This window comes from Salinivirga sp. (genome assembly GCF_055145285.1).
On sequence record NZ_JBSRDC010000019.1, the window covers coordinates 26,174 to 52,433 of the forward strand.

Below are 26,260 nucleotides of genomic sequence, written 5' to 3' on the forward strand. Positions count from 1 at the left end.
GGCCGCAACGAGTAGTGAGGGTTTTGCTTCGAGCGAAACTCTTACTCGTCCAAAAGCTGGAAAGTCACCAGGTGAACTCTTTATAAACGTCGGGACAGGTGGCTGTGTAGAATTGGCAATGAACAATTCACCTGGTGACTGGCCAAACTAATCCCCCACCGCAACGGATATGCTTTCTGCTCAATGAGGTAATGAAAGCTGGTATCGTTAAATATCACCTGCATTGGTACACCAGATAAAAGTGAATATCGCGGCAATTGCGGTAAACAGAAACATTTTTATAGTGCTATAATCCTTTTGATTTGAACAGGTCCACATATTCCTGGTCTTCGGTTGCGAAATGTTTTTCAAGCCATGCTTTGATAAAGCGCATTACATCGTCATAAAATTTAATGTGTCCGGCCTGGTATTTTTTGCGGAAGCTGTCAACATGGTCAATAAAGGCTTTGTGGCTGGCTTTGTGCGAATCAGCATTTTCGAATCCGTACTCCCCGAAGTATCTTTCTTCGTTGCTGAAATGCCAGGCTGTAAAGTCTACCAGCATTTTGAGGGTTTCTTTTATCTCTTTTTTTGGTTTATCGGTGCGCAGGCCAATGTATACCTCGTTTGTGAGGTCTACTATTCTGTGGTGCTGGTCGTTCAGTTCAGTAATGGCATTTTCCATTTCGGCAGAGAAATTTACAAGCGGTTCGCCGGCCGGTGGTAGCACTACCTGGGGTGTTTCCTGATTCGATGTTGTATCGGGTTGCCCCGGTTTCTTGTCTTTTTGTGGCTTTTGCTTTAGTTCTTCTGCGAGCTTCTGGCTGTTTTGTTTTTCTTCTTTCAGCTTTTGTTCTATGGTATTTATTTCTTTTTCCAGTTGCTCGATACGGTTATCTTTCCTGGAAAGTTGTGCTTTTTGAGCTTCTACTTTAGACTGGGCATTTTTTAATTCTGTGATATCAACGGCAATTTTCACCACTTTGTATGGATTTTCTTCCTTGTCGAGCAATGGTGTATAGGTTTCGTAAAGATAAAGTTCACGGTCGTTATATTCTATGCAGGTTTCTTCCGTACGTGTGTTGCCGTGCCGGAGGTCTTCCCAGAACTGTGCATACTTTTGTTTGGTTAGCCCGGTTATTTTGAGTCCGTCGCGGTGGTTCATGCCAATAATTTGTTCTTTGGGCAGGCCTACCAGTTTGGCAAAGCGGTCGTTGACCTCTGTGATGATTCCGTGCATATCGTACTCAACCATGTAATTGGTTACACTGAGGGCTTCAATCAGGTTGCGCAATTCAAATTCTCTGCGCGAGGCTTCTTCCTGCGTGGTTTGCAGTTCTTCGAGGTTTTGCCGCATCTCTTCCTCCTGCGAGCTTAGTTCTTCCTGCTGATGCTGCGATTCTTTGAGCAGTTCCTGTGTGCGTTCAGAGACTTTTACGTTGGCAATGGTAGAGGCGACACTTTCGCCTATTTTCTCGACAAATTCAATTTCGAAATCTTCCAGTGGTCTGAAGGATGCCAGCTCCATGATGGCGTATACCTTATCATTGAGTACTGCGGGAACAATAAGCAGGGTATTGGGAGTGGCTTCGCCCATTCCGGAGGTTATTTTAATAAAGTCATTGGGAACCTCTTTCAGATAAATGGTTTTACCCTCGTGGGCACATCGCCCTATGATGTCTTCACCAACCTTAAACTGTGTTTTGTTAAATTGCCTGCGATTAAATGCAATGGTGCTTTTGGCTTCATAATAAACGGTTTCTTCCTCTTCTTCTTCTTCAATTACAAAAAGCGCACCCTGGTTTACTTCAAGGTAATTGATGAGGTTGCGCATGAGTTCAAAAGACAGTTTCTTGATATTGTCATTGTTTTGGCGAAGTATATCGGCAAATTTTGCTATTCCTTCGTTGGTCCAGCGATGCTTTTTGTCTTCCTCTTTTCGTTTCTCCTCTTCTTCGCGGGCTTTTTTGAGGTTATCGCGCATTTGCATGAGGGATTTGCCAAGTTTATCTTCATCGCTCAGTAATTCGAGGTCTTCATCGAGCTCCCCATCTCCAATGTGCGAGGCGAAAGTTGTTTTTTTGGTATACCCGTCGATGTATTTATTGAGGGCCACGGCCATGTCATTGACTTCATCGCCGGTATGGATATCAAGTTTCCGGTTGGTAGAAACATCGCCTCGTGATATGTTATCCATCACAGAAGTAAGTTGTTTGATTGGCCTTGTAATTCGTCTGGCCAGCATGGTAATAATGATGGCGAGAAAGATGAGGCCTGCAAGTGCCACTAATATGGCATTATAAATGGTGGTAAGTGCATTTTCGGTAATATGGCTTTCCGGGAGTGCCATGTTTACATACCAGTTGGTGCTGGTACCTGATATTGTCACCGGTGCAGCCGTCACGTAAATTTCCTGATTGTTATAGTTGGTATGATAAGAAAATTGCTGTCCGGTGTTCATCAATGCCGGCAGGTCAATTGAATCATTGGTTATGAATCCAATATCGTGGATATTGTGCCCGATGGCATTTTCATCGGGAAAACTCACAAGTTGTCCGCTATGCGATAGTAAAAACGCAAAACTACCTTCGATAGGTTTGTATTGATTTATTTGCTGGCTTATGGTTGTGAGTGGCACATCAATGCCCACGACGCCAAGGAATTTATCATTTTCTAATACCGGACTTACAATGTTGGTTTCAAGAATTTCGTCTGATTTATTTCCTGAATAGGAGTAATGGTAGGGGTCAACCACTGTAGTTTGCGTACGCTGTTTTACCAATGAATATACATCACCGGAAAGCACGGCCTCCGGATTTTGCTCTACATATTGGCTAAGTACGATTTTATCATCCTGCCGGTAATAAACATATCTAAAATTGCCCAAAACAGTGCTACCAACCTGATTTTTGTAAGTTTCTTTTAAGGTGTCAATGGCATTGGGCTCCAGGATTGACCAAACCGATAGAAACTGAGGATTGTCTTGAAGCATGCTTTTTAAGTAGTTGCTTAAGATTTCGCGCCTTTGCTTATGTGGCAAAAAGGTGTAGTTTTCGAAAAGTGTTTGTAAAAACAGGGCTGCATCTGCGTAATAGTTTAATTCATTGCTTGCCTGGTTAGCATACTCGCGGGCATAAGTGTCGGCAAGATCTCTGGAAGCCGAAAGCATTTTATCTTTTGATTGCCAACCGGTATAGCCAAGGCTTAAAATGAAAATCAGGGCCACTGATGATAGTATGTAAATTTGAATTTTCTGCTGTATTCTTAATTTTCTCTTCATTATGCAGCGCTGGTTACTGTTTTACCTCAAATTATGAATGCCGGCAAAACATCTGTTTTAAGATTGTTAAAATTAAGCAATAATTCCTTTTTATCAATATCAGGTTTCTGCTTATTTGTTTGTTGCCTATTATAGTCAGGAAGACGATTCTTTTGGTTTAAAGGCCTTTTGACTTAAAGAGTTCAACAAATTTCTGATCATCATTTGCAAAATGTGCTTCAATCCATTGTTTCACATAGAGCATAAAGTCTTTATAGCCTTCGGTTCTTCCTTTATCGTAATTTTTCGAAAATTTTTGCAGTTCTTTGGTAAAATTGTCGTGCAATTTTTTGTGTGCATCTGATGCATCAAATTTAAACTGGTCAAAATATCGCTCTTCGTTACTGAAATGCCAGGAGCTAAAGTCAATGAGGGTTTTCAGCAATTCTTTGATGTGTGCACGGTTGGCGTTTGAACGGAAGGCGTCAAATATATCGTTCACCATGTCGATGATGCGTTGGTGTTGTTCGTCTAATTCTTCTATGCCCGTTAATAAAGACTGATTTTTATCTACGAGTGGTTTTCCGGACTTTGGCAGTCCTTTGTTTTCATCCGGTGGTGTGGGTTTATCCGGCTTTTTTTTGTTTTGGGATTGCGGTTCCTCTAATTGATTTTTTAATTTGAGATTTTCTGCTTTTTCAGTATTGACTTGCTGTTTCAGTTTTTCAATGAGTTTTGTACTCTGTGTTTGCTCTTCCGATAGTTTTTCCAGTTGCTGTTTGGTTTTTTCGAGTGCTTTTTCGTTTTCGTATTGTTTTGTAATGTCTATACCTATTTTAAGTATTTTGTAAGGTTTGTCTTCTTCATCTAATATCGGTGTATAAGTTTCTTTTAAATAAATATTTTTATTACCGTAGTTGATGTGGTTGATATCGGTGCGTGGTATACCATGGCGCAAATCTTCCCAGAATCGTTTGTAATCTTCTTTTGATTTACCTTCCAAGTCGATTCCATCGCTGTGGTTCATGCCAATCATTTGTTCTTTGGACAGGCCTACAAGGGTTGCAAACCTGTCGTTGGCGTCGGTAATGGTTCCGTTTAAATCGTATTCCACGGTGTATGTTGATGCACTTAGGGCATTGATAAGTCCACGGGTTTCAAATTCGCGGCGGGCAGCTTCTTCCTGTGTGGTTTGTAGTTCTTCCAGGTTCTGGCGCATTTCTTCTTCCTGTGAGGAGAGTTCTTCACGCTGACGCTGAGACTCTCTCAGGAGTTTTTGGGTGCGTTGGTTTACTTTTACACTGTTGAGGGTAGAGGCTATGCTTTCGCCTATTTTTTCAACAAATTCAATCTGGTATTGTACCATTTCATCGAACGATGCCATCTCCAGAACACCATAAACAATATCATTCATCATAACCGGTACAATCAGTATGCTATTTGGATTGGCTGTTCCCATACCGCTGGTAATTTCCACGTAGTCTTCAGGAACGTCAGTCATATAAATGGTGGCCTTTTCGTGTGCACAGCGGCCTACAAGGTCTTCGCCTGTTTTAACTTTTTTCTGCATATACCTTCTGCGGTCGTATGCAATTGTGGCCATTTGCTCAAAATATTGGTCGTTTTCATCCTGGTCATTTAAAACAAAGATGGCTCCCTGGTTGGCACCGAGGTAATCTACCAGGTTGCTGATAATGTTGAATGAAAGTTGTTCCAGATCATCATTGTCCTGACGTAGTATTTCCCCAAACTTGGCCAATCCATTGGTTATCCAGCGTTGTTTTTCATCTTCGGTTTTGCGCTTATCTTCCTCTTCTCTGGCTTTTTGAAGGCTTTGGCGCATTTCTATCAATGCATTGCCCAATACATCCCGGTCGCTTTTGGGTTGGTATTCAGAGGATAAGTTACCTTTTCCGATTTCTTCTGCAAATATGGCGGTTTCATTCAACCCGTCAGTAACTTTATTCAGTGAATTGGCCATATCCCCAATTTCATCATGCCGATCAATTTCTATTTTTTCTATATTATGTATATCTCCTTCTTCAATCTTTTTCAGCATGTTGGTAGCACGACTAATCGGGCTGGAAATGCGTATGGCTATAAAATAAATAATGGCTGTAAGGAGTAGCAAGCCTAACAGGGTTACAATAATACTGATGAGTAAATTGTAGTCTGCCTCTTCGGTGATAATATCAACCGGAATACTTAACCCGATGGACCATGGAGTATTGGTATTACCAACTGTTACGGGGGCATAAGAAATGTATGTTTCAGATCCGAGGTGGTTGTCTTGTTCGCGATAAGCAATTTTTTTACCGTTGCGTATTTTTTCAGCCAGATCGTATTTTAAATCGTGGTCTGGCATGACCTCGGTGACCGATTTTCCAATGGCAGAGGTATCTGGGTGGCTGATCAGGGTGCCTTCATTGGAAATTAGAAAAGCGTAACTTCGCTCCATGGGGCGTATGTTGCTCACAATTTCCTGTAATGCATCCATGGTAATATCTACTGCCACAATTCCTACATATTGCCCATCTTTTGTAATGGGCACCGACATGCTGGTCATGAATTTTCTGGTTTCTCCTTGTTCACTGAATACATCCCAGTAAGGTTCCCAAATAGACTCACGGGATTCTTTTTTTATTTTGGCATATAATGGCGGATCTTCATTGATGCTGCGTTTTTGAGCAGTGAATTTTATTTGTCCGTTTAATCGGTAATAGGTGTTTGTGTAACGGCCATGAGAAAGGTTGTAATTTTCGTCTACCATGTTCATCTCCCAACTGTCCCATAGCTTATATATTTGAGGATTTTCCTTATATACAGGATAGTACATTTCCTGCACATAATGTTGCCACACACTGTCTGGCCACATTTCCCATTTTCTGAATGATTGTGCCAGCGTGCGTATGACGTCCATACTCACATTGAGTTTGTTCTCAATTTCCAGGGCAGATTGTGCAGTAACCTTGTCGGCGTTTTCTTTTGCGCCTTTATAAGCCATATTTCTCGATGATAGACCAATATAGCCTACAGCTATAATAAAGATAACTATGGTAAATGAAAGTATTAAAAACAGCATTCTGTTTTTGAGCCTCATCTGCAAGTGGAACATTGATTTCATTGCTCTATATTTTCTGGTTTAAACCGAGCCCTGGCATAATAATTCTAAAAGGCAAAGACGGGTGGTAATTGGAATTGCTGTGCATTGTAGAATTTATAACTGCCATGGTCTCTACAAAAATAAAAAATTAATATAAACTTAATCATTAATGAAGCTTAATAATTGTAAACTGTAAGAAACATTGGACAATAAACATAAATTACAGTTTTACATTTGCGCAAAATACGACGATATCGTAACTTTCGGGTCTTGTCAAAAATAAAATCAATGATTGAGTTAAAAAATAAACTGGCGGGCGAATTAAATACCGATTACCGCACACGATTACTGTATGCTACCGATGCTTCAGCCTATCGTGAAGTTCCCCGGGCGGTGGTATATCCAAAGAATAAAAGCGATATTAGGCTAATTATAGAATGGGCTAAAGTCAATAAATCGTCCATTATTCCGCGCACAGCAGGGACGTCTCTGGCGGGGCAAGTTGTTGGAGGAGGGGTCGTTGTGGATGTCTCCCAATACCTTACAAAAATAATTGAAATCAATACAGATGAAAGGTGGGTAAAAGTGGAACCCGGCGTAATTCTGGATGAGCTCAATATGAAACTGGAACCCGACGGGCTCTTCTTTGGCCCGGAAACCAGTACATCCTCGCGGTGCATGATGGGCGGCATGGTAGGCAATAATTCCTGCGGTTCCCATTCCATTATTTATGGAACAACAAGAGACCATACACTGGAAATTGAAGCTATTCTCAGCGATGGGAGTGAGGTGTTATTTAAGGATCTTACGAAAACGGAATTTGAAGAAAAGTGCAACCTGCCCACGCTTGAAGGTGATATTTACAGGCAAATACGTGATGAACTATCTGATGCCGAAGTGCAAAAACGTATTCGTGAACATTATCCTGCCCCTGCAATTTATCGCCGAAATACCGGATATGCCGTAGATTTGCTGTTAGATAGCGAGGTTTTTGGCGGCAATGAACTTTTTAACTGGGTAAAGGTACTAGCAGGTTCTGAGGGTACGCTGGCTTTTACCACTGCCATTAAATTAAATCTTGTAGATACCCCGCCACCTTTTAAAGGTTTGGTTTGTGCGCATTTCGAGACCCTTGAAGCGGCTTTGTACGCCAATTTGGTGGCACTGGAACATAAGCCCGGTGCCGTGGAGTTGATGGACGATATTGTGCTGGAAGCCACCAAAGATAATATCACACAAAATAAAAACCGGTTTTTCATTAAGGGTAATCCCAAAGCCATTTTGATAATAGAATTTGCCCGGGAAACAGAAGCAGAAATAAGAAAACTGGCCAATGATGTGGAGCAAGCTATGCGGGCAAAAGGTTACGGGTATCATTTTCCGTTGGTTATGGGTAGTGATATCCCTAAAGTTTGGGCCTTGAGAAAAGCCGGTTTGGGCGTGCTGTCTAATATTCCGGGCGACGCTAAACCTGTAACCGTTATTGAAGATACCTCTGTTGATGTAAAGGTCCTGCCTGATTATATCAAAGCGTTTAAGCAAGTGCTCGAACAACAAAATATGTCGTGCGTTTTTTATGCGCATGTGGGTTCAGGAGAGATACATTTGAGGCCCGTACTAAATTTGAAAAAAAGTGAAGATGTTGAACGTTTTCATACCATAGGTTTAGAAATTGCAAAACTCGTTAAAAAATACAAAGGTTCGCTAAGTGGCGAGCATGGTGATGGAAGGTTGCGCGGAGAGTTTATTCCATTGATGATTGGAGACGAAAACTACGAATTGCTGAAACGATTGAAGAAAACCTGGGATTCCCATGGATTGTTTAATCCGGGGAAAATTACCGATACGCCTTCCATGAAGGAGAGTTTGCGATATGAGCCTGACCGTGATATAGAAGAACCTGAAACCATTTTTGACTTTAGCCGTGAGGGCGGAATACTCAGAGCCGCAGAATTATGTAATGGTTCGGGCGATTGTCGTAAAACCCACTTAAGTGGTGGAACCATGTGCCCAAGCTATATGGCTTCGCTCGATGAATCGGCAACTACGCGCGCTCGCGCCAATATTTTGCGGGAGTTCCTCACACATTCTCCAAAGCAGAATCCTTTCAATCACCAAGAAATCTACGAAGTGCTCGATTTATGTCTCTCTTGCAAGGCCTGCAAAAGTGAGTGCCCCTCAAGTGTGGATATGGCCAAACTCAAAGCAGAGTTTTTACAGCATTATTACGATGCTAATGGTATTCCGCTTCGCACCCGGGCTATTGCATATATCAACCGCATCAATGCGCTGGGTAGTTTGGTCCCGGGCATGACAAATTTTTTCCTGCAGAACAAAGTAACATCAAAAATTATAAAACGCACCCTGGGGTTTGCTGCTAACCGCAGTATTCCTGCCTTGCAAAAAAGAACGCTTCGCAAAGAATTAAAACGATATGCGCATGACCTGAATGATGGAGCAAAAGGTGCGGTATATTTATTTGTAGATGAATTTTCTAATTTTAACGACACGCACATTGGTGTTAAAACCATCATGCTGCTTAATAAACTGGGATATAAAGTAAAAACTTTAAAGCATCAAGAGAGCGGAAGAACCTTCTTGTCCAAAGGGCTATTGCGTACAGCTCGTAAGATGGCTGAAAACAATGTGAATAAATTTGCAGACCTCATCAACAATGAAACCCCGCTTATTGGTATTGAACCATCAACAATACTCTCCTTCCGGGATGAATACCCCGAACTTGTTTGTAAGTCGCTGCGCGATAAAGCCAAAGCACTGGCAAAAAATGCACTGATGTTTGAGGAGTTTTTCATCAATGAAGTTGAAAAAGGTAATATAAGCCCGGATGATTTTACCCAAAAGCAACTGGAAATAAAATTGCACGGACATTGCCAACAAAAGGCTGTAGCATCTACAAAACCTACCATGCGGATGCTTTCGTTTCCTGTAAATTACGTGGTTAGCGAAATACCCTCAGGTTGTTGCGGTATGGCCGGCAGCTTTGGATACGAAAAAGAGCATTATGAACTGTCGATGAAGGTTGGTGACTTGGTATTGTTTCCGGCCGTGCGCAGCGCTTCTAAACAAACGGTTATTGCTGCACCGGGTACAAGTTGTCGGCATCAAATTAAAGATGGCACCAGTCGCGAAGCCGCGCACCCGATTGAAATTATGTATGAAGCATTGACGAATTAATGTTGACAGGTAAACAATCGTTATAGTTTAATTCTTGACGGAAAGCCCAGATTTTATTTATACAACCTACTTCATCAAACCTTCATCTCTCAGAACCATTAGTATGGCCGATTGTGGTACGATGTAGTATTTTTGATTGTTTAACTGGATTTCGTACCCTGATTTGGGCAGGTATACAGCTAAATCGCCCTCCTTGGGCTGCACAGGGACGTATTTTACATCGTCTCCTTTGGGTTTCCACGCTTCGTCATCTTCAGTCATTTTAGGAATAGGGTAGCCGGGCCCAACTTTAATTACATAGCCCGATTGCACTTTCTCTTTTTCCTGTACATTGGGCGGCAGGTATAGTCCCGATTTGGTTTTGTTCTCCTGATTACGTGGCTTAACCAGTATGCGGTCGCCTATGAGAATAATATTGGATAAATCTGCTTTTTCAATTTCGTGCGTCATCATATCGTAATTTTTATTAGTCACAAAAATAGAAATTTCCAATAAAAAAACTCACCAAATTGCTTTTACCCAAAATACGCAAGCAAAACATCCTGCTTGTGCTCATAGCTTTATCCAAACAGGTGTTTTTCTAAGTTGAGGTTAACTTAAATACTTACGCAATTTAGGTTTTACAGGAAATGGCATATGCAAAGAGCAGAATTTACTATCTTTGCAGCTCAAAATTTAAGTAGTAGGAGAATGAATATTGAACAATATCTTACCCGGGAGATTCACAGGGCATTAGAGGCGATTTTTGATCAATCAATTGATCCAAAGCAAGTGCAGATTCAGCGTACAAGACCTGATTTTGAAGGAGATTTTACCCTGGTGGTATTCCCATTGCTGAGGCTGGCTAAATCCAAGCCGGAGGATGCCGGCAAGCGAATTGGTGATTATTTGGTCGAAAAGTCAGTGGTATTTGAGCAGTTTAATGTGGTAAAAGGATTTTTGAATCTTACTTTATCGCATGGCTTCTGGTTGAATGCTCTGAAAGATATTGTGCATAAAGAACAATTTGGATTTGGAGAAAAGGGGTCGGGAAAGAAAATTATGATTGAGTATTCTTCTCCCAACACCAATAAACCACTGCATTTGGGGCATATTAGAAATAATTTGCTTGGTTATTCTGTTGCAAGAATCCTGGAAGCCTGTGGGCACGAGGTGGTGAAAGTAAATTTGGTAAATGACCGCGGCATACATATTTGCAAAAGCATGTTGGCCTGGCAGCGCTGGGGAGAAGGTAAGACACCAGCTGACTTGAGTGTTAAAGGAGATAAGCTGGTAGGTGACTTTTATGTAAAATTTGATCAGGAATACAAAAAGCAGATCGAAGAGCTCAGGCAAGCGGGCAAAACAGAAGACGAGGCCAAAAACCAGGCTCCTTTGATACTGGAAGCTCGCGAAATGCTCAGAAAATGGGAGAATCGCGACCCTGAAGTTATGGCGCTTTGGGAGAAAATGAATAATTGGGTGTATGAAGGTTTCGATGTAACCTATAAACGTTTGGGAATAGAATTCGATAAAGTTTATTACGAGTCAGATACATACAAAAAAGGGAAAGAAATTGTATTAAATTACCTCGAAAAAGGCTTGCTTAAAAGAAAAGATGACGGCTCTGTATGGGCCGATCTGACTGAAGATAAGCTTGACGAAAAAATACTGCTGCGTAGCGATGGCACCTCAGTTTACATGACTCAGGATTTGGGCACTGCCGTACAACGTTTTGCCGATTATGATATCGACCAACATATATATGTGGTTGGTAATGAGCAGGATTATCATTTTAAGGTATTGTCACTTATTCTGCAAAAGATGGGTTATGGCTGGGCCACCCAGTTGTTTCATCTTTCCTATGGTATGGTAGAGTTGCCATCTGGCAAAATGAAATCGCGAGAAGGCACGGTAGTAGATGCCGACGAGTTAATCGATACAATGATAATTACGGCCACAAAGGCTTCGGCAGATTCAGGTAAGCTCGAAGGATTGAATCAGGAAGAGGTTGATTATGTACACAAAATTGTGGCACTGGGAGCTTTGAAGTATTTTATACTGAAAGTGGACCCCAAAAAGAATATGCTTTTTAATCCGGAAGAATCTATTGATTTTAATGGTAATACCGGTCCTTTTATTCAATACACACATGCCCGTATTCGTTCTTTAATGCGGAAAGCTGATGTAGGCGATCATCTACCGGAGTTTCCTTTGAGTATTGATTTGCAGCCGAAGGAACAAGAACTCATTCAGCAGTTCGGACATTTCCCCAATGTGGTGGCTGAAGGTGGTAAAAACATGAATCCTGGAATTATAGCGAATTATTTATTCGACCTTGTGAAAACATTTAACCAGTTTTATCACGATCATTCTGTTTTGAATGAAATGGATTCAGATGTGCGCAACCTGAGGTTAAATCTTTCATGGCAAACCGGGCAAATTATAAAAAATGGTATGTGGCTGCTCGGTATTGATGTGCCGGAAAGAATGTAGTTTTTTATGAGGTGTTCGCAATATTGCTTTCGAAAATATTTGGTTGGTTATTTTAACCAGATTTCAAGAGCCTTCTCTGCCTGTTTTTCGAGCATGAGTTGCCCATTGATCACTTTCGCTCCGTGCTTTTTGCCCATTTTCATAAATGAGGTTTCAGCAGGGTTATAAATCAGGTCTATCAATGTATGATTGTGAGTTATTCCGCTTTCGGGAATGGGTAAAACATCCTTTGTATTTGGGAACATGCCAACCGGTGTTGTATTGATGAGAAGCTTGTGATTGCTAATAATTTCAGGTGTTAATTTACTGTAGTGAATTCCTGCCTTATCGCGGGTAACAACTTCAAAGTCCATATTTTTATTTGAAAGTGCATGCTTAACTGCCTGGGCTGCTCCTCCATCACCGAAAATCAAGGCACTTTTTTCCTGTATATTGTGTGCTTCCAGGGTATGCTTAAGTCCGTGCATATCAGTATTGTAGCCGGTGAGTTCAAAGTAATCCCCTGTGCGCTCAATTTTGACAGTGTTTGCGGCTCCAATGCCGGTGGCTACTGGCGATAATTTAGTGAGTCGGTTTAAAATTGTCTTTTTATAGGGTATTGTTACACTGAAACCAACTAAATCAGGGTACTTTTTAATGAGCAATGGCAACTCATCAAGCGATTCTATTGGAAACAGTTCGTATGTAACATTATCCAGTTTAGCTATTGATATTAATTTCTTAAAAACAGCCGGTGAATAACTGTGAGATAATGGATATCCTATGAGACCGAAACGTTTTTGCATGATTTATTTTGTAAATTTTTTGGCAACAAATTCAAACACCCAGATAATCATAAACCCAACAATAGCAAAAATTATGGCATAGCCCAGAAATGAGGGCTCGCCAGTGATATTTTCATAATTATAAGGCCCAATATTTTTTTCGACCAGGGGTACAACTTCTCCATGTCGATTAGTGAAAGTTTCTACCGTTTCTTTCCATGGCCACACCTTATTGAGCGAGCCAATCATGAAGCCGGCCAGCACACCAATGGTGATGTCATGAAAACGGTGTAATAAATAAGAAAGCAGGTTGGAAAATGATAAAATACCAATGATAGCTCCAACACCGAAAATGGCAATAGTAGCTACATCGAGTTGGCTGACAGCACCGATAATGAATGCATATTTACCCAACAGAAGTAGTATAAAAGCACCTGAAATGCCGGGTAAAATCATGGCACAAATGGCCAGAGCGCCCGAAAACATTACAAACCACCAGGTTTCAGGCGTTTCGGCGGGTGTCAATACGGTTACGAAATATGCCACAATTGTACCTGCAATTACTGCAACAACCTTGGTTAACTCCCATTTTTTTATTTGTTTTAAAATAGCGATGGCCGATGCTATTATAAGTCCAAAAAAGAACGACCAAACCATTACAGGGTAGTTACTAAGGAGTGTTTCCAATATTTTGGCCAAAGAAAAAACACTCAAAAGCACACCGGCAAAAACACTGACCAAAAACCAACCATTGATATGTTGCCAGAAGCTTTTTATACCTTTTGAGAATAAGATTTTAACTGCCTCGGCGTTGATTGATTTTATGGAGTCGATTAGTTCCTCATAAATCCCGGTAATAAGCGCAATTGTTCCGCCCGATACTCCCGGTACTACATCGGCAGCTCCCATAGCTGCACCTTTGAGCAGGTTAATGAAATATTTAAGCATATCCTTGTAGTTAAAGTATAAAAATGCCGGAATAGCGCATACTAATCCGGCAATATTTATTTATCTCTTCGTTTTATTTTTTGTAGTTTACAAAAGGTTCCCACAACTGATTTTTGTACATTTCTCTCTCGTAACGGTCTATTTCGTCAATTGATGCTGCATGCTGTGTGGTATAAATCATCTCTTCCATAAAATCGGGAGCTCTGCGCACACCTTCACCCACATTAATCATAATGGTTTCGCCATTTTTTATAATACCCTGATGCAGTGCTTCAAAGAATCCGCCGATAGCGATGGCTGATGCCGGTCCAACTTGAATATGCTTGATATAGGCAATCAACCTGGAGATGTCGGCAATCAATGTTTCGTTGAATTCGATGATTTCGCCGTTGCTTTTGCGGGTCAGTTTACCAATAATAGGGTATGTTCCGGGTTTGCCTGTGGCAAGTGTAGGTACTTTTGTAACAGGATTTTCGAGTTTTGGATAATCGTTTTCCCAGCCGTCAGGGAAGCCATGCGATTTGGCTTTGTCCCAGGCCATGCGCATAGGTGCGCAGTGGTCTGGCTGTACCATAATGAACCGGGGTAGTTTAATTTCCATTTCTGAGCCTTTAAGGTCATTTACGGCTTTGTCTATGGCTATGGGTCCGGTACCACCGCTTAGTGCTTGTATATACACATCGGGCATTTTTTTCAATTGGCGCAACCATTCAAAAACCATAGTTTTCTTGGCTTCGACGCGCATTGGGTCGGTATTACCTCCTGAAAGCAGTATGCCGTATTTTTCTGAATACTCTGCTGCCAGTTCTTTAGCTTTGGCATAGTCACCTTTTACACGTACAACGCGCTGTCCATAGGTGTTTACTTCTGCTTCGTTTGCTTTAAGGGCATCCTGGGGAATAAATACAGTAAGTGAAATGCCTGCTTTTGCAAGATAGTGGGCAAATGCATTGGCAATATTTCCTGTGCTGGCTACGGCATACTCTTTTATACCGTTCTCTTTTAAGGCTGAAGCAGCTACTGCAGCAGCTACATCTTTAAATGTGCCGGTGCCTGGGTTCATATCGTTTCTGTAAGCTACCACTTCGCAGTCGATGTTGTAGTGTTTTTTTGCAAAATTGGCCAGGAAATCCCAGTTTTCTACAGGTATAACACCTTCTCCTGATGTAATGATATTATCGGGATTATTTATTGGCAGAAAGTCGAAATAATGGAACACATTTTTTGCTTTTCCGTTTTTCTCTTCAATGAACGGTTTAACTTTGTTAATGTCTTCACTATATTCAGCATATACAACCTTGTGCCCACATTTTGGACATTTTTGCATGTTACTAAACCATTCGTAAAAATCTTTTACTACATACTGGCACTTTTCGCACCGAAACTGAAATTTCCGATTATCACTCATTTTATCGTGTTTATTGATATTACATTAGTTATAAACCTTCATAAAGGTTGACGAGTTTCTTAACGGCGTCAAAGCTAAGTATTTTTGGGTAAAAATATACAAAGTTGTTAAAGGCTTCCTTGTCCTTTTTGAGCCCGTTTTCAATTTGGTTGAGTCCCGCTGTCGATTCACCTGATTCAATTAATGCAGCTCCCCACAAATAATAAAATGCCGGGTCGAGAAAGGTTTTTAATGCATTTTTGCAAACAAGTATTGTTTTATTGTACTGTTTTAGTTCGAAGTAACATTCAGCCAAATGCACTCTTGCCTGTTCATCGTAAGGGTCCAGTTTTATAACTTTGTTGTATGATTTTACAGCATAAGTCAGGTATTTCATGTTTTGCTGTATGGTGGCAAGCCGTAACCAAAAGAGTGGCTCTTCCGGGTCAATTTTTATGGCCTTTCTTACATATACAAGGCTTTCGTGTATTTTATTTTCATCGTAATAAATTTCGCCTATTCCGAACCAGGCGTCGGCAAAATCAGGGTCTATGCTGAGGGTCTTCTCAAAGTTTACCATGGCTTTTTCATTTTGGCCTGTTTGGTAATAACTTTCTGCCAGGTAAAAATATGCATGCAGGTTTGTACCTTCGTGCGCAATGAGTTCCTCCAGATATTTGATGGCTTTGTCGTATTCCGCATTTCGGCTGTAAATAAGCGCCAGGCTAAAATATGCCGACGAATATTCGGGTTCTATGGCAGCTGCAAACTCATAGGAATCCAAAGCCATCTCTGTGTTATTTTCCTGCTCGTAAAGTGTTCCCAACTGATACCATATCATTTCATTGAATGGGTCACGGTCAAGGTATTTGTCAAATTCCACAATAGCTTGCGAAATATGGTTCAGCTCTTTATAACAAGTTCCCAGGTCAATTAGGGCTTCAAAATCGTAATGGTCTATCTCGAGAATCTGATGCAGGTAATTTACAGCACTATGGTATTCGCCCTTGTCCATCAGGTCGTCTGTAATCATATATAGCAAAGCAATTTTTTCGTCTATTTCTGATAGTGTTAGTGCTGCATCAAAATACCTGATAGCTTTATTCAGCTTATCGGTAGCCAGTTGTAATTTACCCAGATAGTAATAAATTTCGGCATCTTCTTTATTGGTGGTTAGTAAATCTTTAAGTATGTTTTTTGCTCTTTTAAAGTTTTGGGTAATAATAGAAAATTGAGCGTCTTTTAAGATTAATTCTTCGGCATAGGGGTGCTGCTTTAATCCCATTCGAAGTGCCTGCCTGGCCTTGTCTTTTTGGTTTGTATCAATCAGGTAATTGATTATTTCGGTGAATATTTCCACATCGAAATACTTAGCCCGTTCAAGGGTAAGCATTTCATCGAACTGCTTTAAAATATCACTGAAATCCTCATTATAGTTAAATCTGTCTGGTATTTGCATCATATTTGGCAAGAAGATTAAAGTGCATTTTGCTCATTTGAAAATGGGCACAAAGGTGCAAAAAAATTGTGTAATCACCTAACTATTAAAATCTGTGTTCCTTGCGCAGAAGATCGTTAATTGTTTTTACCGGGTTAAATGTTTCCATAGGTACTTCAACAAAAATTGTAGTCCAATTGGCCATAGCCCCATTCCATAGTCCCGGGTGCTCCAATGCTTTAACGGATTCTCCTTTCATGGTTTTATGCGAAATAAAACCAGTTTCCGGGTCAGCGTATTTTGAAAGGTCGAATTTATTTCCTTTAAAATCTTTGGTTGAGCAGGCAATATCTACCGGATTAAAGTGCGTGGCAGATTCGAAAACTCCCATTTGCTTTTTGTCTTCTTTATCGAATTGTGAACTTTCCACAATTTGGAGACTTTCTTCCTTTTTAGGGTCTGTAACCCAAAATGGACCACCACCTGGTTCATCTTCGTTTTTTACCATACCACATACTCTGAAAGGCCGGTTGAGTTTTTCTATTAATAATTTTATTTTTTCGGGCTTCGCAAAATTTTTAAAATTTTCGGGAATATCAATGTTCAGCCTTTGGTTGGCAAAATTGGCGATTTTTGTAATGTATGCATCTTTAAGTTCTTCCTCACCAGTAAGCCGCTCAAGGTAATGGTTTATTTTGTCCTTGAAATCGAGCAGTACACCGCCCAGTAATTCTTTATATTCTACGGTAATTGGCTTTAGTCGATCAGTTACCACATTATCAATATTTTTAATAAAAATAAGGTCGGCATCTATTTCATTAAGGTTTACCAGTAATGCTCCGTGTCCGCCCGGCCTGAAAATGAGCTTCCCATCTTCGTCGCGCACAGGTTTGTTTTCTAAGGTAACTGCAATGGTATCTGTGTGTGGTTTTTGGATGGATAGGTCTATGTCGAATTGTACATTGAAATGCTCTTCATATTTTGGTGTTATTTCTTTAATATGCTTCTGAAAATCATCATAAAATTCAGGCGAAACAGTGAAATGTATGTTGACCTTTTGCTTCGATTTTGCATACATGGCGCCTTCTACCAGCTGCTCCTCAAGGGCAGTTCGCTCCTCTTTTTTATATTTGTGAAATTTGATTAACCCTTTCGGAAAGTTGCCATAGTTGAGCCCTTTTTCTGACACAATGAGGTTAAGAGCTCCTACGTAATCTTTTTTCGTGAACTTGCTTTCGATGCAATCACCCTTTTGTGAGCACATTTGTTCGAGGTCATCGTAAAAGGCAAAATCATGAATATGTTCACAAAGAAAGTAGACTGAATTTGCCGAACGGTCGGTTAATAATTCCAGGTATTTTTCTTCTGAGCCGTCGTAAGCGGACAATACTTCAAAAATATTTTTAAACATTCGGCTTGCCGCACCACTTGCCGGGACAAACTTGCATATTTTAGTTTTCTTTTGCTTTTTTTGGTATAAGCTTCTCAGCTTTTCTTTTTCTTCTTCACCATATTTGTTAATCCCCTTTTCCAGGGTAGCAGGTGCTGTTATATTAAGTTGGGGGTAACCAGTTTTAAATCTTTTTAATTGTTCCTCTACCATTGCGGTGGTCATTCCTTTTTCCTGTAGCTGTTTTTTATCCTTATCTCTGAGCATAACCATTCGATTTATACGATTTCCTTAAGAATCAAAAATAATCATATTTTTAATAAATTGGCAAAATATACAGGCTTTACGTTTGAATATGGTTTTATTTCTTTGGAATCTAGGACTTTCCTTTTTTATTGGCATATTCTGTCCAGATTATACCGGCTACAATGAGGGCCAATCCTCCAATTGTAGAGATTAATATGGGTTCATGCAGAAATGCATTGATAAAGACCAGTGATAAAAAGGGTGAGAAATAAATATAGTGGCTTATCTTGTCGGTAGAAGAGGCCAGCTGTAATGCTTTTAACCAAATTACAAAGGTGAGTGCCATCTCAAAGAGTGCTGCATATATGGCAGCCAATCCACCTTGAAGTTGGGGCACGGGCAAACCATCGGTGAATAAGGTGTAAGGAACCATCAAAACTAATGCTGATGTAAAGTTCAGCCATATTTGTTGAATAGGATGTGCATTCGAGAGTTTGTTAACAATCCAGTACGAAGCCCAAATAAGGCTACTCCCAACTGCCAGCAAAATCCCAATAATATTAACCTCAAGGTCTGATTGCATGCTCCCGTATGAAATAACAAACACACCACCAAATGAAATGAGCATACCCCAAAATACAGAGAGTTTAAATGTTTGACGCAGGAATAAAGAAGAAAAAATAACCAGCACCAGCGGCCATGTGTAGTTTAATGATTGTGCTATTTGGGCAGGTAATTGGTTGTAGGCATGGAAAAGTACCAGATAATAGGCAAACGGATTTAAAACACCACCCCCAAGGGCCAGATATTTACTGCGCATATCTGTTTTAATTTTCCATTTTCCACTCGCTAAATTAATAATGCTTAGAATTATCCATGCAAAAATAATGACCCAGCATAGAAACTGTGTTGGAGTAAGTTCTTCAAGGCCAAACTTAAAGGATGTGGCTACTGTAGACCAAAAAAATGTAGCTACCAGCGCGAGCAAAGTGGCCTGTTTATTATTGTTTAAATTACCCATTCATCCGTTTATTTTTAGTTTTCAATGGTCATCCGATAGCTATCGGATGGAACTCACGATGAATTTTAATCATTTTCGTGTGTGTATTTTAAAATGTTGAAATTTATGTTCGTTTCATGAAATTTAAGTACAAAAAAACAAGATAATCCCGGATTATCATCAAGGTTGTAGTAAAACATTGATATTTAACATATTTTTTTTCGTCGCTTTTTTAGAATTTTGTCCGGCAATTGGGTAAAAATTGCTATCTTTGGGTTTTTATAGAACGCAAGTTAAAATACTGATTTACAATGGATTTAATTACAAGCATTAAGGAAAAAGCAAAATCGAACAAACAAAGAATAGTTTTACCAGAGGGTACAGAACCCAGAACACTTGAAGCAGCCAATATATTAATCAAGGAGGGTATAGCCGATATAATCCTGCTTGGAGATGTTGAGAAAATTAAAAAAATGGCGCAGGAGTCAGGATTTTCAGAAATAGAAAAGGCACAAATTATAGATCCTGAGGACCATCCGAAAAAAGCAGAATATATCGATGCTTTAGTAGAGATTAGAAAAAAGAAAGGGCTCACCAAAGAAGAGGCTGAAGAGCTACTTAAAGATCCGTTGTATCTTGCTGTTATGATGATAAAGCAGGGAGATGCTGACGGGGAAGTTGCCGGAGCTGATAATGCTACAGGAGATGTATTGCGCCCTGCCTTTCAGATTGTGAAGACCAAACCTGGTATTAGTGTAGTATCGGGCGCGTTTTTTATGATTTTACCTGACAAGTCTTTCGGCGAAGAAGGCATTTTGGTTTTTGCCGATTGTGCTGTCCACCCAAACCCAACAGCTAAGGAGCTAGCTGAGATAGCAGTTGCAACAGGAGAAACAACCCGGGCCATTGGCGGATTCGAGCCAAGAATAGCTATGCTGTCGTTTTCGACAAAAGGTAGCGCCAAAAATGAGATGGTTGATAAGGTCGTGGAAGCCACAAAAATGGCTCAGGAGAAAGCCCCTGACCTGAAGATTGACGGAGAATTACAGTCAGATGCTGCAATAGTTCCCGCCATAGGTAATAAAAAAGCCCCCGGAAGCGAAATTGCCGGTAAGGCTAATGTGTTGGTGTTTCCAACTTTGGAAACAGGTAACATAACATACAAATTAGTGCAACGTCTCGCTGGCGCAGAAGCTATTGGCCCTGTGCTACAAGGTATGGCAGCACCAATTAATGACCTGTCCCGTGGTTGCTCTGTGAGCGATATCGTAAATCTTGTCGCTATAACAGTGAACCAGGCAGTAAGCGAAAAACAATAATTCAAATTTATACCCCAGAGAAAAGGGATGCTTAATAGAGAACCGAATAACATAAAAATGGCAGTCAGGTGTATTACACCCATACTGCCATTTGTCATTTAAAACTAAAAACACTAAAAATTAAGCCGTATGTCGGAAATAAAAGTTGAACCTATTGAAAAATATGGTTTAAGCGCAAAATCAAAACCCAAAAGCCAGTTTTCAACCATTGGTATTGTTGGTTGTGGTAATACAGGCCAGCGAATAGCGCTGATGGTTGCAGGGAAAGGAATTGAAGTCGTTTTTTTGGAATTGAGCAAAGCAAAAATTGATCAGGCATTTGCTGAAATTACCGAAGAACTCGACCATCAGATTAATCATTGGGGTATGACCGAGGGAGATAAAAGAAGTATCCTTTCGCGCATCAAAGGAACCCTCGATTATAGTGATTTCCAAAAATGTGACCTTGTAATAGAGTCTATTTTGTCACGCACCCGCGAAGAATCAGTTGATGTTCGAAAAGAAGTATTTAAAAATATTGAAAAGCATGTGTCACCTCATGCAATCATTGCTACTAATTCGACTACTCTTGTTATTACAGAGTTGGCATCTGAGCTGGAGCATAAAGATCGCTGCATTAGCCTGCATATTTCAACTACGGCTCCTGAGGCCAGCATTATTGAAATTGTAAAAGGATTGCACACATCGCATGAAATATGTGAAGATGTAAGACGTTTTGCAAAACTTATTGGTAAAACGGCTATTCCCGTACAGGAATCACCGGGTTTGATAACCGCTCGCCTGGCCGTATCTTTCATAAGTGAAGCATGCCATGTGCTTTTGGAAAGGGTTAGTGATATGGAGAGTATTGATTATAGTATGCGTAACGGCTTGGGCATGCCTTTGGGCCCATTTGAAATGGCAGACAAGATTGGTCTCGATCGCGTTATTCGCTGGATGGACAATCTTTACGAGGAGTTCGGAGACTACAAATACAAGCCTTCACCTATTCTAAAAAGGCTCGTGCGCGCCGGATACCTCGGCCGTAAAACGCACAAAGGGTTTTATGAGTATGATGAGAATGGTCAGAAAATAAAAGGTAATACCATAGAGGTCGATACCGGAAATTAATTTATAAACATCAGGTTTCTATCATTTAGTAATTTTATTTCTATGTCACATCTGTTTTAACATAGAAATTTACCTAAAGGCTGAAATCAAAAAAATAAACAAATGAAAGTCTTAGTTTTAAATTGCGGAAGTTCATCCATAAAATTCCAACTTTTGGAAATGACTACCGAAGAACTAATTATAAAAGGGATAGTTGAAAAAATCGGGTTAAAAGGATCTTTCCTGAAAAGTAAGCGCAGCGACGGTGATCAAGCCAAACTCGAAGGTGAAATACTTGACCATCAAACCGGAATTGAATATATTCTTGGCGTATTAATCAGTAAAGAGCATGGCGCTATCAAGAGCCTTGATGAAATTGGAGCTGTAGGGCACAGAGTAGCTCATGGAGGTGAATATTTCAAAGCAAGTGCACTACTTACCGATGATGCTATTGGCAAAATAGAAGAATGCGCCGAATTGGCACCATTACATAACCCGGCAAACCTCAAAGGTATTTATGCTATTCAGTCATTAATTCCCAATGTAGAACAGGTAGCTGTGTTCGATACATCTTTCCACCAAACTATGCCGGAACATGCCTTTGTCTATGGCATACCAAAAGCATTATATGAAAAATACGGCATTCGCCGTTACGGGTTCCATGGTACAAGTCATCGCTTTGTAGCCCAGGAAACCTGCAAAATGCTCAATATTAAAATGGAAACCCATAAAATCATAACCTGTCACCTGGGCAATGGTGCTTCTGTTGCGGCTATCGATCGTGGGCAATCAATTGATACCTCAATGGGTTTTACACCTCTTGAAGGATTAATTATGGGTACTCGCACCGGAGACCTTGATGTAGGTGCTTTTATGTTTATTATGGAAAAAGAAGAAATTGGTCTTCGTTCTGCCAATACCCTGGTGAATAAACATAGTGGTATGGTTGGACTAACAGGTGTTAGCTCAGATATGCGCACCATTGAAGAGGCTGCTGAAAACGGTGATGAACGATGTGCAAATGCTTTAAAAGCATATGATTACCGTATTAAAAAGTACATAGGCTCTTACGCAGCAGCAATGAATGGTCTTGATGTGCTTATATTTACCGGTGGCATTGGCGAAAATGCTGATACAACCCGCCGTGGTGTTGCGAGCGACCTTGAGTTCCTGGGCATTAAAATCGATCCGGAGAAAAACGATGGTTTGCGTGGTAAGCCAGCCGTCATCAGCACGGATGATTCTAAAGTAAAAGTCATTGTGATGCCAACCAACGAAGAACTTGTCATTGCCAAAGACACGGTCAATATCGTAAAGAATAAATAATTCTAAAACATACTAAAAATGATTGAGAAGCTCGACCAAATGTTTGATGCCCTGAAAAACCAGGCCAAGAAAAAACTGGTTGTCGCCTGGGCCAATGATGCCCACACCATTGGTGCTGTAAGTGAAGCCATAGATAGAGGTTTAGTTGAAGGCATCCTGGTAGGCGATCAGCAAGTTATTAAGCAAACATGTGAAAGCGAAAAAATCGATATCAATAAATTTACAGTTGTACACGTTGATACAGATGTTGAAGCGGCCAGTAAATCCGTAGAAATGGTTGCAAAAGGGGAAGGTGATGTGCTCATGAAAGGCCTGTTAAGTACCGATAAGTACATGCGCGGTATCCTGAATAAAGAGTATGGACTTTTACCACATAAAGGTATTCTTAGTCATGTTACAGTGATAGAATTTCCCAAATACCACAAACTTTTGGTGGTAGGTGACGTGGCCGTGATACCCCAACCTGATTTAAAGCAGAAAATTGCTATTACAAATTATCTTATACAAGCAGCACAATCCCTGGGTATAGAAAAGCCAAAAGTTGCTGCCCTCTCAGCTTCTGAACAGGTCATTGCAGATCTGCCCTCATCATCAGAAGCCACTATTCTGGCGAAAATGTCGGAAAGAGGCCAATTAAAGGGCGGTATTGTAGAAGGTCCGTTAGCACTGGACCTGGCCATAGATAAAGAATCGGCCAGAGTTAAAAATATTGAAAGTGAAGTGGCCGGAGATGCAGATTGCCTGCTGTTTCCCAATATAGAATCAGGCAATATTTTTTATAAAACAAGTAGCAAATTATCAGGTGCAGAATTAGGCGCAGTTGTAGCAGGAGCAAAGGTACCCGCTGTATTGTCGTCGAGAGGCGACAGCACGCAGACTAAATTATATTCTATTGCTCTGGCGGCTTTAATGTCTAAATAACTAAAATTTCAAAACAGGGAGTTCTGCTGAGTTCCCTGTTTTTATTTAAACAATACAGCTTATGAAACCAATCAAAAAACTCGACCAAATGGTTGAGCATTTGAAGAATAAAGGAGAAAAGAAGCGTATAGCTGTGGCCAACGCTCAAGACAGTAACACGATCGGAGCCCTTGCGAATGCTGTGAAGGCCGGATTTGCTGAAGCATTGATGGTTGGGCCTAAAAATGAAATTGAAAATGCTGCGAAGGAACAAAATATAAATCCGGATATTTTCAACATTATTGATGTTTCAAATGATGAAGCCACAATATATGCCAGAAAACTTGTGAAAAATGATGAGGCCGATGTTTTGATGAAGGGCCTTGTAGGCACCGATAAATTTTTAAAAGCCGTACTTGATAAAAAAGAAGGTTTATTGCCTCCCAGGGCTGTTATGAGTTACGTTTGTGCAATAGAACTGCCCAAATATCACAAACTCCTGTTTGTTACAGACACAGCAGTATTGCCTTTCCCTGATTTAAAGCAAAAAGTAGCCATGCTTAATTACAGTGTTCAAATGGCCAATAAGTTTGGTATTGAAAACCCCAAAGTAGCCCTGATTGGAGCCTCCGAAAAAGTGAGTGAAGGTTTTCCGAACAGTATAGACTACGCCATGATGAGCAAGATGGCTCAACGGGGACAAACCGAACCTTGCATTGCCGACGGACCATTGGATGTATTTTTAGCATGCGACCCGGAAAGTGTTCGTATAAAAGGTGTAGACACGCCTGTGGCAGGCGATGCCGACATTCTTTTGTTTCCGACGCTTGAAGCCTGCAATAGCTTTTATAAAGGGCTTATGCTTTTTGGTGGTGGAGAGTTGGCCGGATTAATACAAGGCACTACAAAACCCGTTGTGGTAATGTCAAGGAGCGAAAGTGCAAAATCAAAGTTTTATTGTGTGGCACTTTCATGCTTAATGAGCGAAAATAACTAGTAAAAAAACAAACAAATATGGATTGCTGTTACAGAATTTTGGCTATCAACCCCGGATCAACATCCACAAAGATAGCAGTTTATGAAAATGAGAAGTCACTATTTCTTAAAACATTAAGGCATAAGAGTGCTGAACTGCAAAATTTTAAAAAAGTTGCCGATGAGTTTCAGTTCAGAAAAGATATCATTTTAAAGGAGCTCACCAATGCCGAGATAGAGATAGATTCTTTAAGCGCTATAGTTGGCCGCGGTGGCTTAATTAAACCCGTCGAAGGCGGCTGCTATAAGGTAAACAAAAAAATGATTGAGGACCTCAAAAAAGCAGAACGGGGTGAACATGCTTCCAACCTTGGTGCTTTAATCGCTTACGATATTGCGCAGGATGTGAAGGATGCACAGGCATTTATTGCCGATCCTGTAGTAGTAGATGAACTGCAGGATGTAGCACGTTTTGCAGGTCATCCAAAATTTGAGCGTAAATCAATTTTTCATGCATTAAATCAAAAAGCAATAGGCAGAATTCACGCACGGTCAATGAATAAACGCTACCAGGAACTGAATTTTGTAATTGCGCATATGGGTGGTGGCATATCAGTTGGAGCACACCAAAAAGGCAAGGTAATAGATGTTAATAATGCACTGGATGGCGAAGGACCATTTTCGCCTGAACGTACAGGAACCCTTCCCGCTGGCGATTTGGCAAAACTATGCTTTAGCGGTGAGTACACCCTTGATGAGGTTAAAAAAATGATTAAGGGCAGGGGCGGACTTGTGGCCTATTTGGATACAAACGATGCCTATACCGTTGAAAAAGCTGCTGATAGTGGAGATGAAAAAGCAAAAATAGTACAGGATGCCATGTGTTACCAGGTTGGAAAGGCCATAGGCGAAATGTCTGCGGTACTTAAAGGAGAAGTTGATACCATACTACTTACTGGCGGTATTGCACATAACAAATATTTGGTAGATTATGTGCGCGAAATGGTCGGTTTTATCGCACCCGTAATGGTTTATGCAGGAGAAGATGAAATGAAAGCCCTTGCCACCAACGCACTTTATGCACTTACCAATGAAATTGAAATAAAGGACTATCAGTAGACATTACAGAGCTTTAACAGGTTTGCCCAGCTTAATTGGCTGATACCTGAAAAGATTTTTCATTTGCTTTATTGGAACTATATTTGTAAGGGACTGTTAAAAAAGCAGTTCCTTTTTTTATTTCGTTCGTATGAATTAATATCTGTAGCGCAAATTTCACTGACAACGAAAACTAAAAGAGAGTTTATCGGAAATATTTGCTAGTTTATCGAAAAAGACTGTAGAGTAGTCAAATGCAGGGCAAATAATTTTGATCTTAGCAATTTGTTTGTAAATTTGTCCAAAACAAATGCAAACTTAGGATGTCAACAATCTGTTAATAAAAGTAAGGTGTTGGCGTTCAACGTT

Annotated in this window: 17 protein-coding genes; 8 read left to right on the forward strand and 9 right to left on the reverse strand. The window is 40.4% G+C overall.

Annotation, left to right across the window (positions count from 1 at the left end; genetic code table 11):
* Positions 1 to 286: 286 nt before the first annotated feature.
* Complete coding sequence (locus ACTB0Y_RS03445) at positions 287 to 3,259, reverse strand: bacteriohemerythrin (protein WP_463205398.1); 2,973 nt, start codon at positions 3,257 to 3,259, stop codon at positions 287 to 289.
* 157 nt (positions 3,260 to 3,416) lie between these two features.
* Positions 3,417 to 6,362, reverse strand: coding sequence for a bacteriohemerythrin (locus tag ACTB0Y_RS03450; RefSeq protein WP_463205399.1), 2,946 nt, complete (start codon positions 6,360 to 6,362; stop codon positions 3,417 to 3,419).
* A gap of 267 nt (positions 6,363 to 6,629) precedes the next feature.
* Here ACTB0Y_RS03450 and ACTB0Y_RS03455 point away from each other — a divergent pair, with 267 nt between their 5' ends.
* Entirely contained in the window at positions 6,630 to 9,536 is a 2,907-nt protein-coding gene (locus ACTB0Y_RS03455; protein ID WP_463205400.1) for an FAD-binding and (Fe-S)-binding domain-containing protein, read from the forward strand.
* Positions 9,537 to 9,602: 66 nt separating this feature from the next.
* On the opposite strand, the gene ACTB0Y_RS03460 is transcribed toward ACTB0Y_RS03455, so the two are convergent.
* A complete protein-coding gene (locus ACTB0Y_RS03460) occupies positions 9,603 to 9,989 on the reverse strand; it encodes a co-chaperone GroES (RefSeq protein WP_463205401.1) in 387 nt (128 codons plus the stop codon).
* A gap of 237 nt (positions 9,990 to 10,226) precedes the next feature.
* On the opposite strand from ACTB0Y_RS03460, the gene argS reads away from it, so the two are divergent.
* Positions 10,227 to 12,011 (forward strand): arginine--tRNA ligase, encoded by a 1,785-nt coding sequence (argS, locus tag ACTB0Y_RS03465; protein ID WP_463205402.1) that lies wholly within the window; start codon positions 10,227 to 10,229, stop codon positions 12,009 to 12,011.
* Positions 12,012 to 12,058: 47 nt separating this feature from the next.
* Here the strand turns inward: argS and ACTB0Y_RS03470 are convergent, their stop codons facing one another.
* The 6 genes from ACTB0Y_RS03470 to ACTB0Y_RS03495 all read right to left on the reverse strand — a co-directional run bounded on the left by ACTB0Y_RS03470 (position 12,059) and on the right by ACTB0Y_RS03495 (position 19,205).
* Entirely contained in the window at positions 12,059 to 12,796 is a 738-nt protein-coding gene (locus ACTB0Y_RS03470) for a shikimate dehydrogenase family protein (protein WP_463205403.1), read from the reverse strand.
* Between the two features lie 3 nt (positions 12,797 to 12,799).
* Positions 12,800 to 13,723 carry a polyprenyl-phosphate transporter gene (locus ACTB0Y_RS03475; RefSeq protein WP_463205404.1) on the reverse strand — a complete coding sequence of 308 codons (924 nt, stop codon included), beginning with the start codon at positions 13,721 to 13,723 and terminating at the stop codon, positions 12,800 to 12,802.
* Between the two features lie 73 nt (positions 13,724 to 13,796).
* A complete protein-coding gene (locus tag ACTB0Y_RS03480; RefSeq protein ID WP_463205405.1) occupies positions 13,797 to 15,131 on the reverse strand; it encodes a threonine synthase in 1,335 nt (444 codons plus the stop codon).
* Between the two features lie 28 nt (positions 15,132 to 15,159).
* Positions 15,160 to 16,572 carry a tetratricopeptide repeat protein gene (locus ACTB0Y_RS03485; RefSeq protein WP_463205406.1) on the reverse strand — a complete coding sequence of 471 codons (1,413 nt, stop codon included), beginning with the start codon at positions 16,570 to 16,572 and terminating at the stop codon, positions 15,160 to 15,162.
* 82 nt (positions 16,573 to 16,654) lie between these two features.
* The gene (locus ACTB0Y_RS03490; RefSeq protein WP_463205407.1) at positions 16,655 to 18,205 is read right to left on the reverse strand and encodes a DUF4301 family protein; all 1,551 of its coding nucleotides are present in this window, start codon (positions 18,203 to 18,205) and stop codon (positions 16,655 to 16,657) included.
* 109 nt (positions 18,206 to 18,314) lie between these two features.
* Positions 18,315 to 19,205, reverse strand: a complete 891-nt coding sequence (locus ACTB0Y_RS03495) for a DMT family transporter (protein ID WP_463205408.1) — start codon at positions 19,203 to 19,205, stop codon at positions 18,315 to 18,317.
* Between the two features lie 290 nt (positions 19,206 to 19,495).
* Here ACTB0Y_RS03495 and pta point away from each other — a divergent pair, with 290 nt between their 5' ends.
* The 6 genes from pta to buk all read left to right on the forward strand — a co-directional run bounded on the left by pta (position 19,496) and on the right by buk (position 25,912).
* Positions 19,496 to 20,503, forward strand: coding sequence for a phosphate acetyltransferase (pta, locus tag ACTB0Y_RS03500; RefSeq protein ID WP_463205409.1), 1,008 nt, complete (start codon positions 19,496 to 19,498; stop codon positions 20,501 to 20,503).
* A 129-nt stretch (positions 20,504 to 20,632) separates the two neighbouring features.
* On the forward strand, positions 20,633 to 21,613 hold the full coding sequence (locus ACTB0Y_RS03505) for a 3-hydroxyacyl-CoA dehydrogenase family protein (RefSeq protein ID WP_463205410.1): 981 nt from the start codon (positions 20,633 to 20,635) through the stop codon (positions 21,611 to 21,613).
* Between the two features lie 102 nt (positions 21,614 to 21,715).
* On the forward strand, positions 21,716 to 22,918 hold the full coding sequence (locus ACTB0Y_RS03510) for an acetate/propionate family kinase (RefSeq protein ID WP_463205411.1): 1,203 nt from the start codon (positions 21,716 to 21,718) through the stop codon (positions 22,916 to 22,918).
* A gap of 18 nt (positions 22,919 to 22,936) precedes the next feature.
* Entirely contained in the window at positions 22,937 to 23,839 is a 903-nt protein-coding gene (locus ACTB0Y_RS03515) for a bifunctional enoyl-CoA hydratase/phosphate acetyltransferase (protein ID WP_463205412.1), read from the forward strand.
* A 61-nt stretch (positions 23,840 to 23,900) separates the two neighbouring features.
* On the forward strand, positions 23,901 to 24,815 hold the full coding sequence (locus ACTB0Y_RS03520; RefSeq protein WP_463205413.1) for a phosphate acyltransferase: 915 nt from the start codon (positions 23,901 to 23,903) through the stop codon (positions 24,813 to 24,815).
* A gap of 17 nt (positions 24,816 to 24,832) precedes the next feature.
* Positions 24,833 to 25,912 carry a butyrate kinase gene (gene buk / locus ACTB0Y_RS03525; RefSeq protein ID WP_463205414.1) on the forward strand — a complete coding sequence of 360 codons (1,080 nt, stop codon included), beginning with the start codon at positions 24,833 to 24,835 and terminating at the stop codon, positions 25,910 to 25,912.
* Positions 25,913 to 26,260 lie beyond the last annotated feature (348 nt).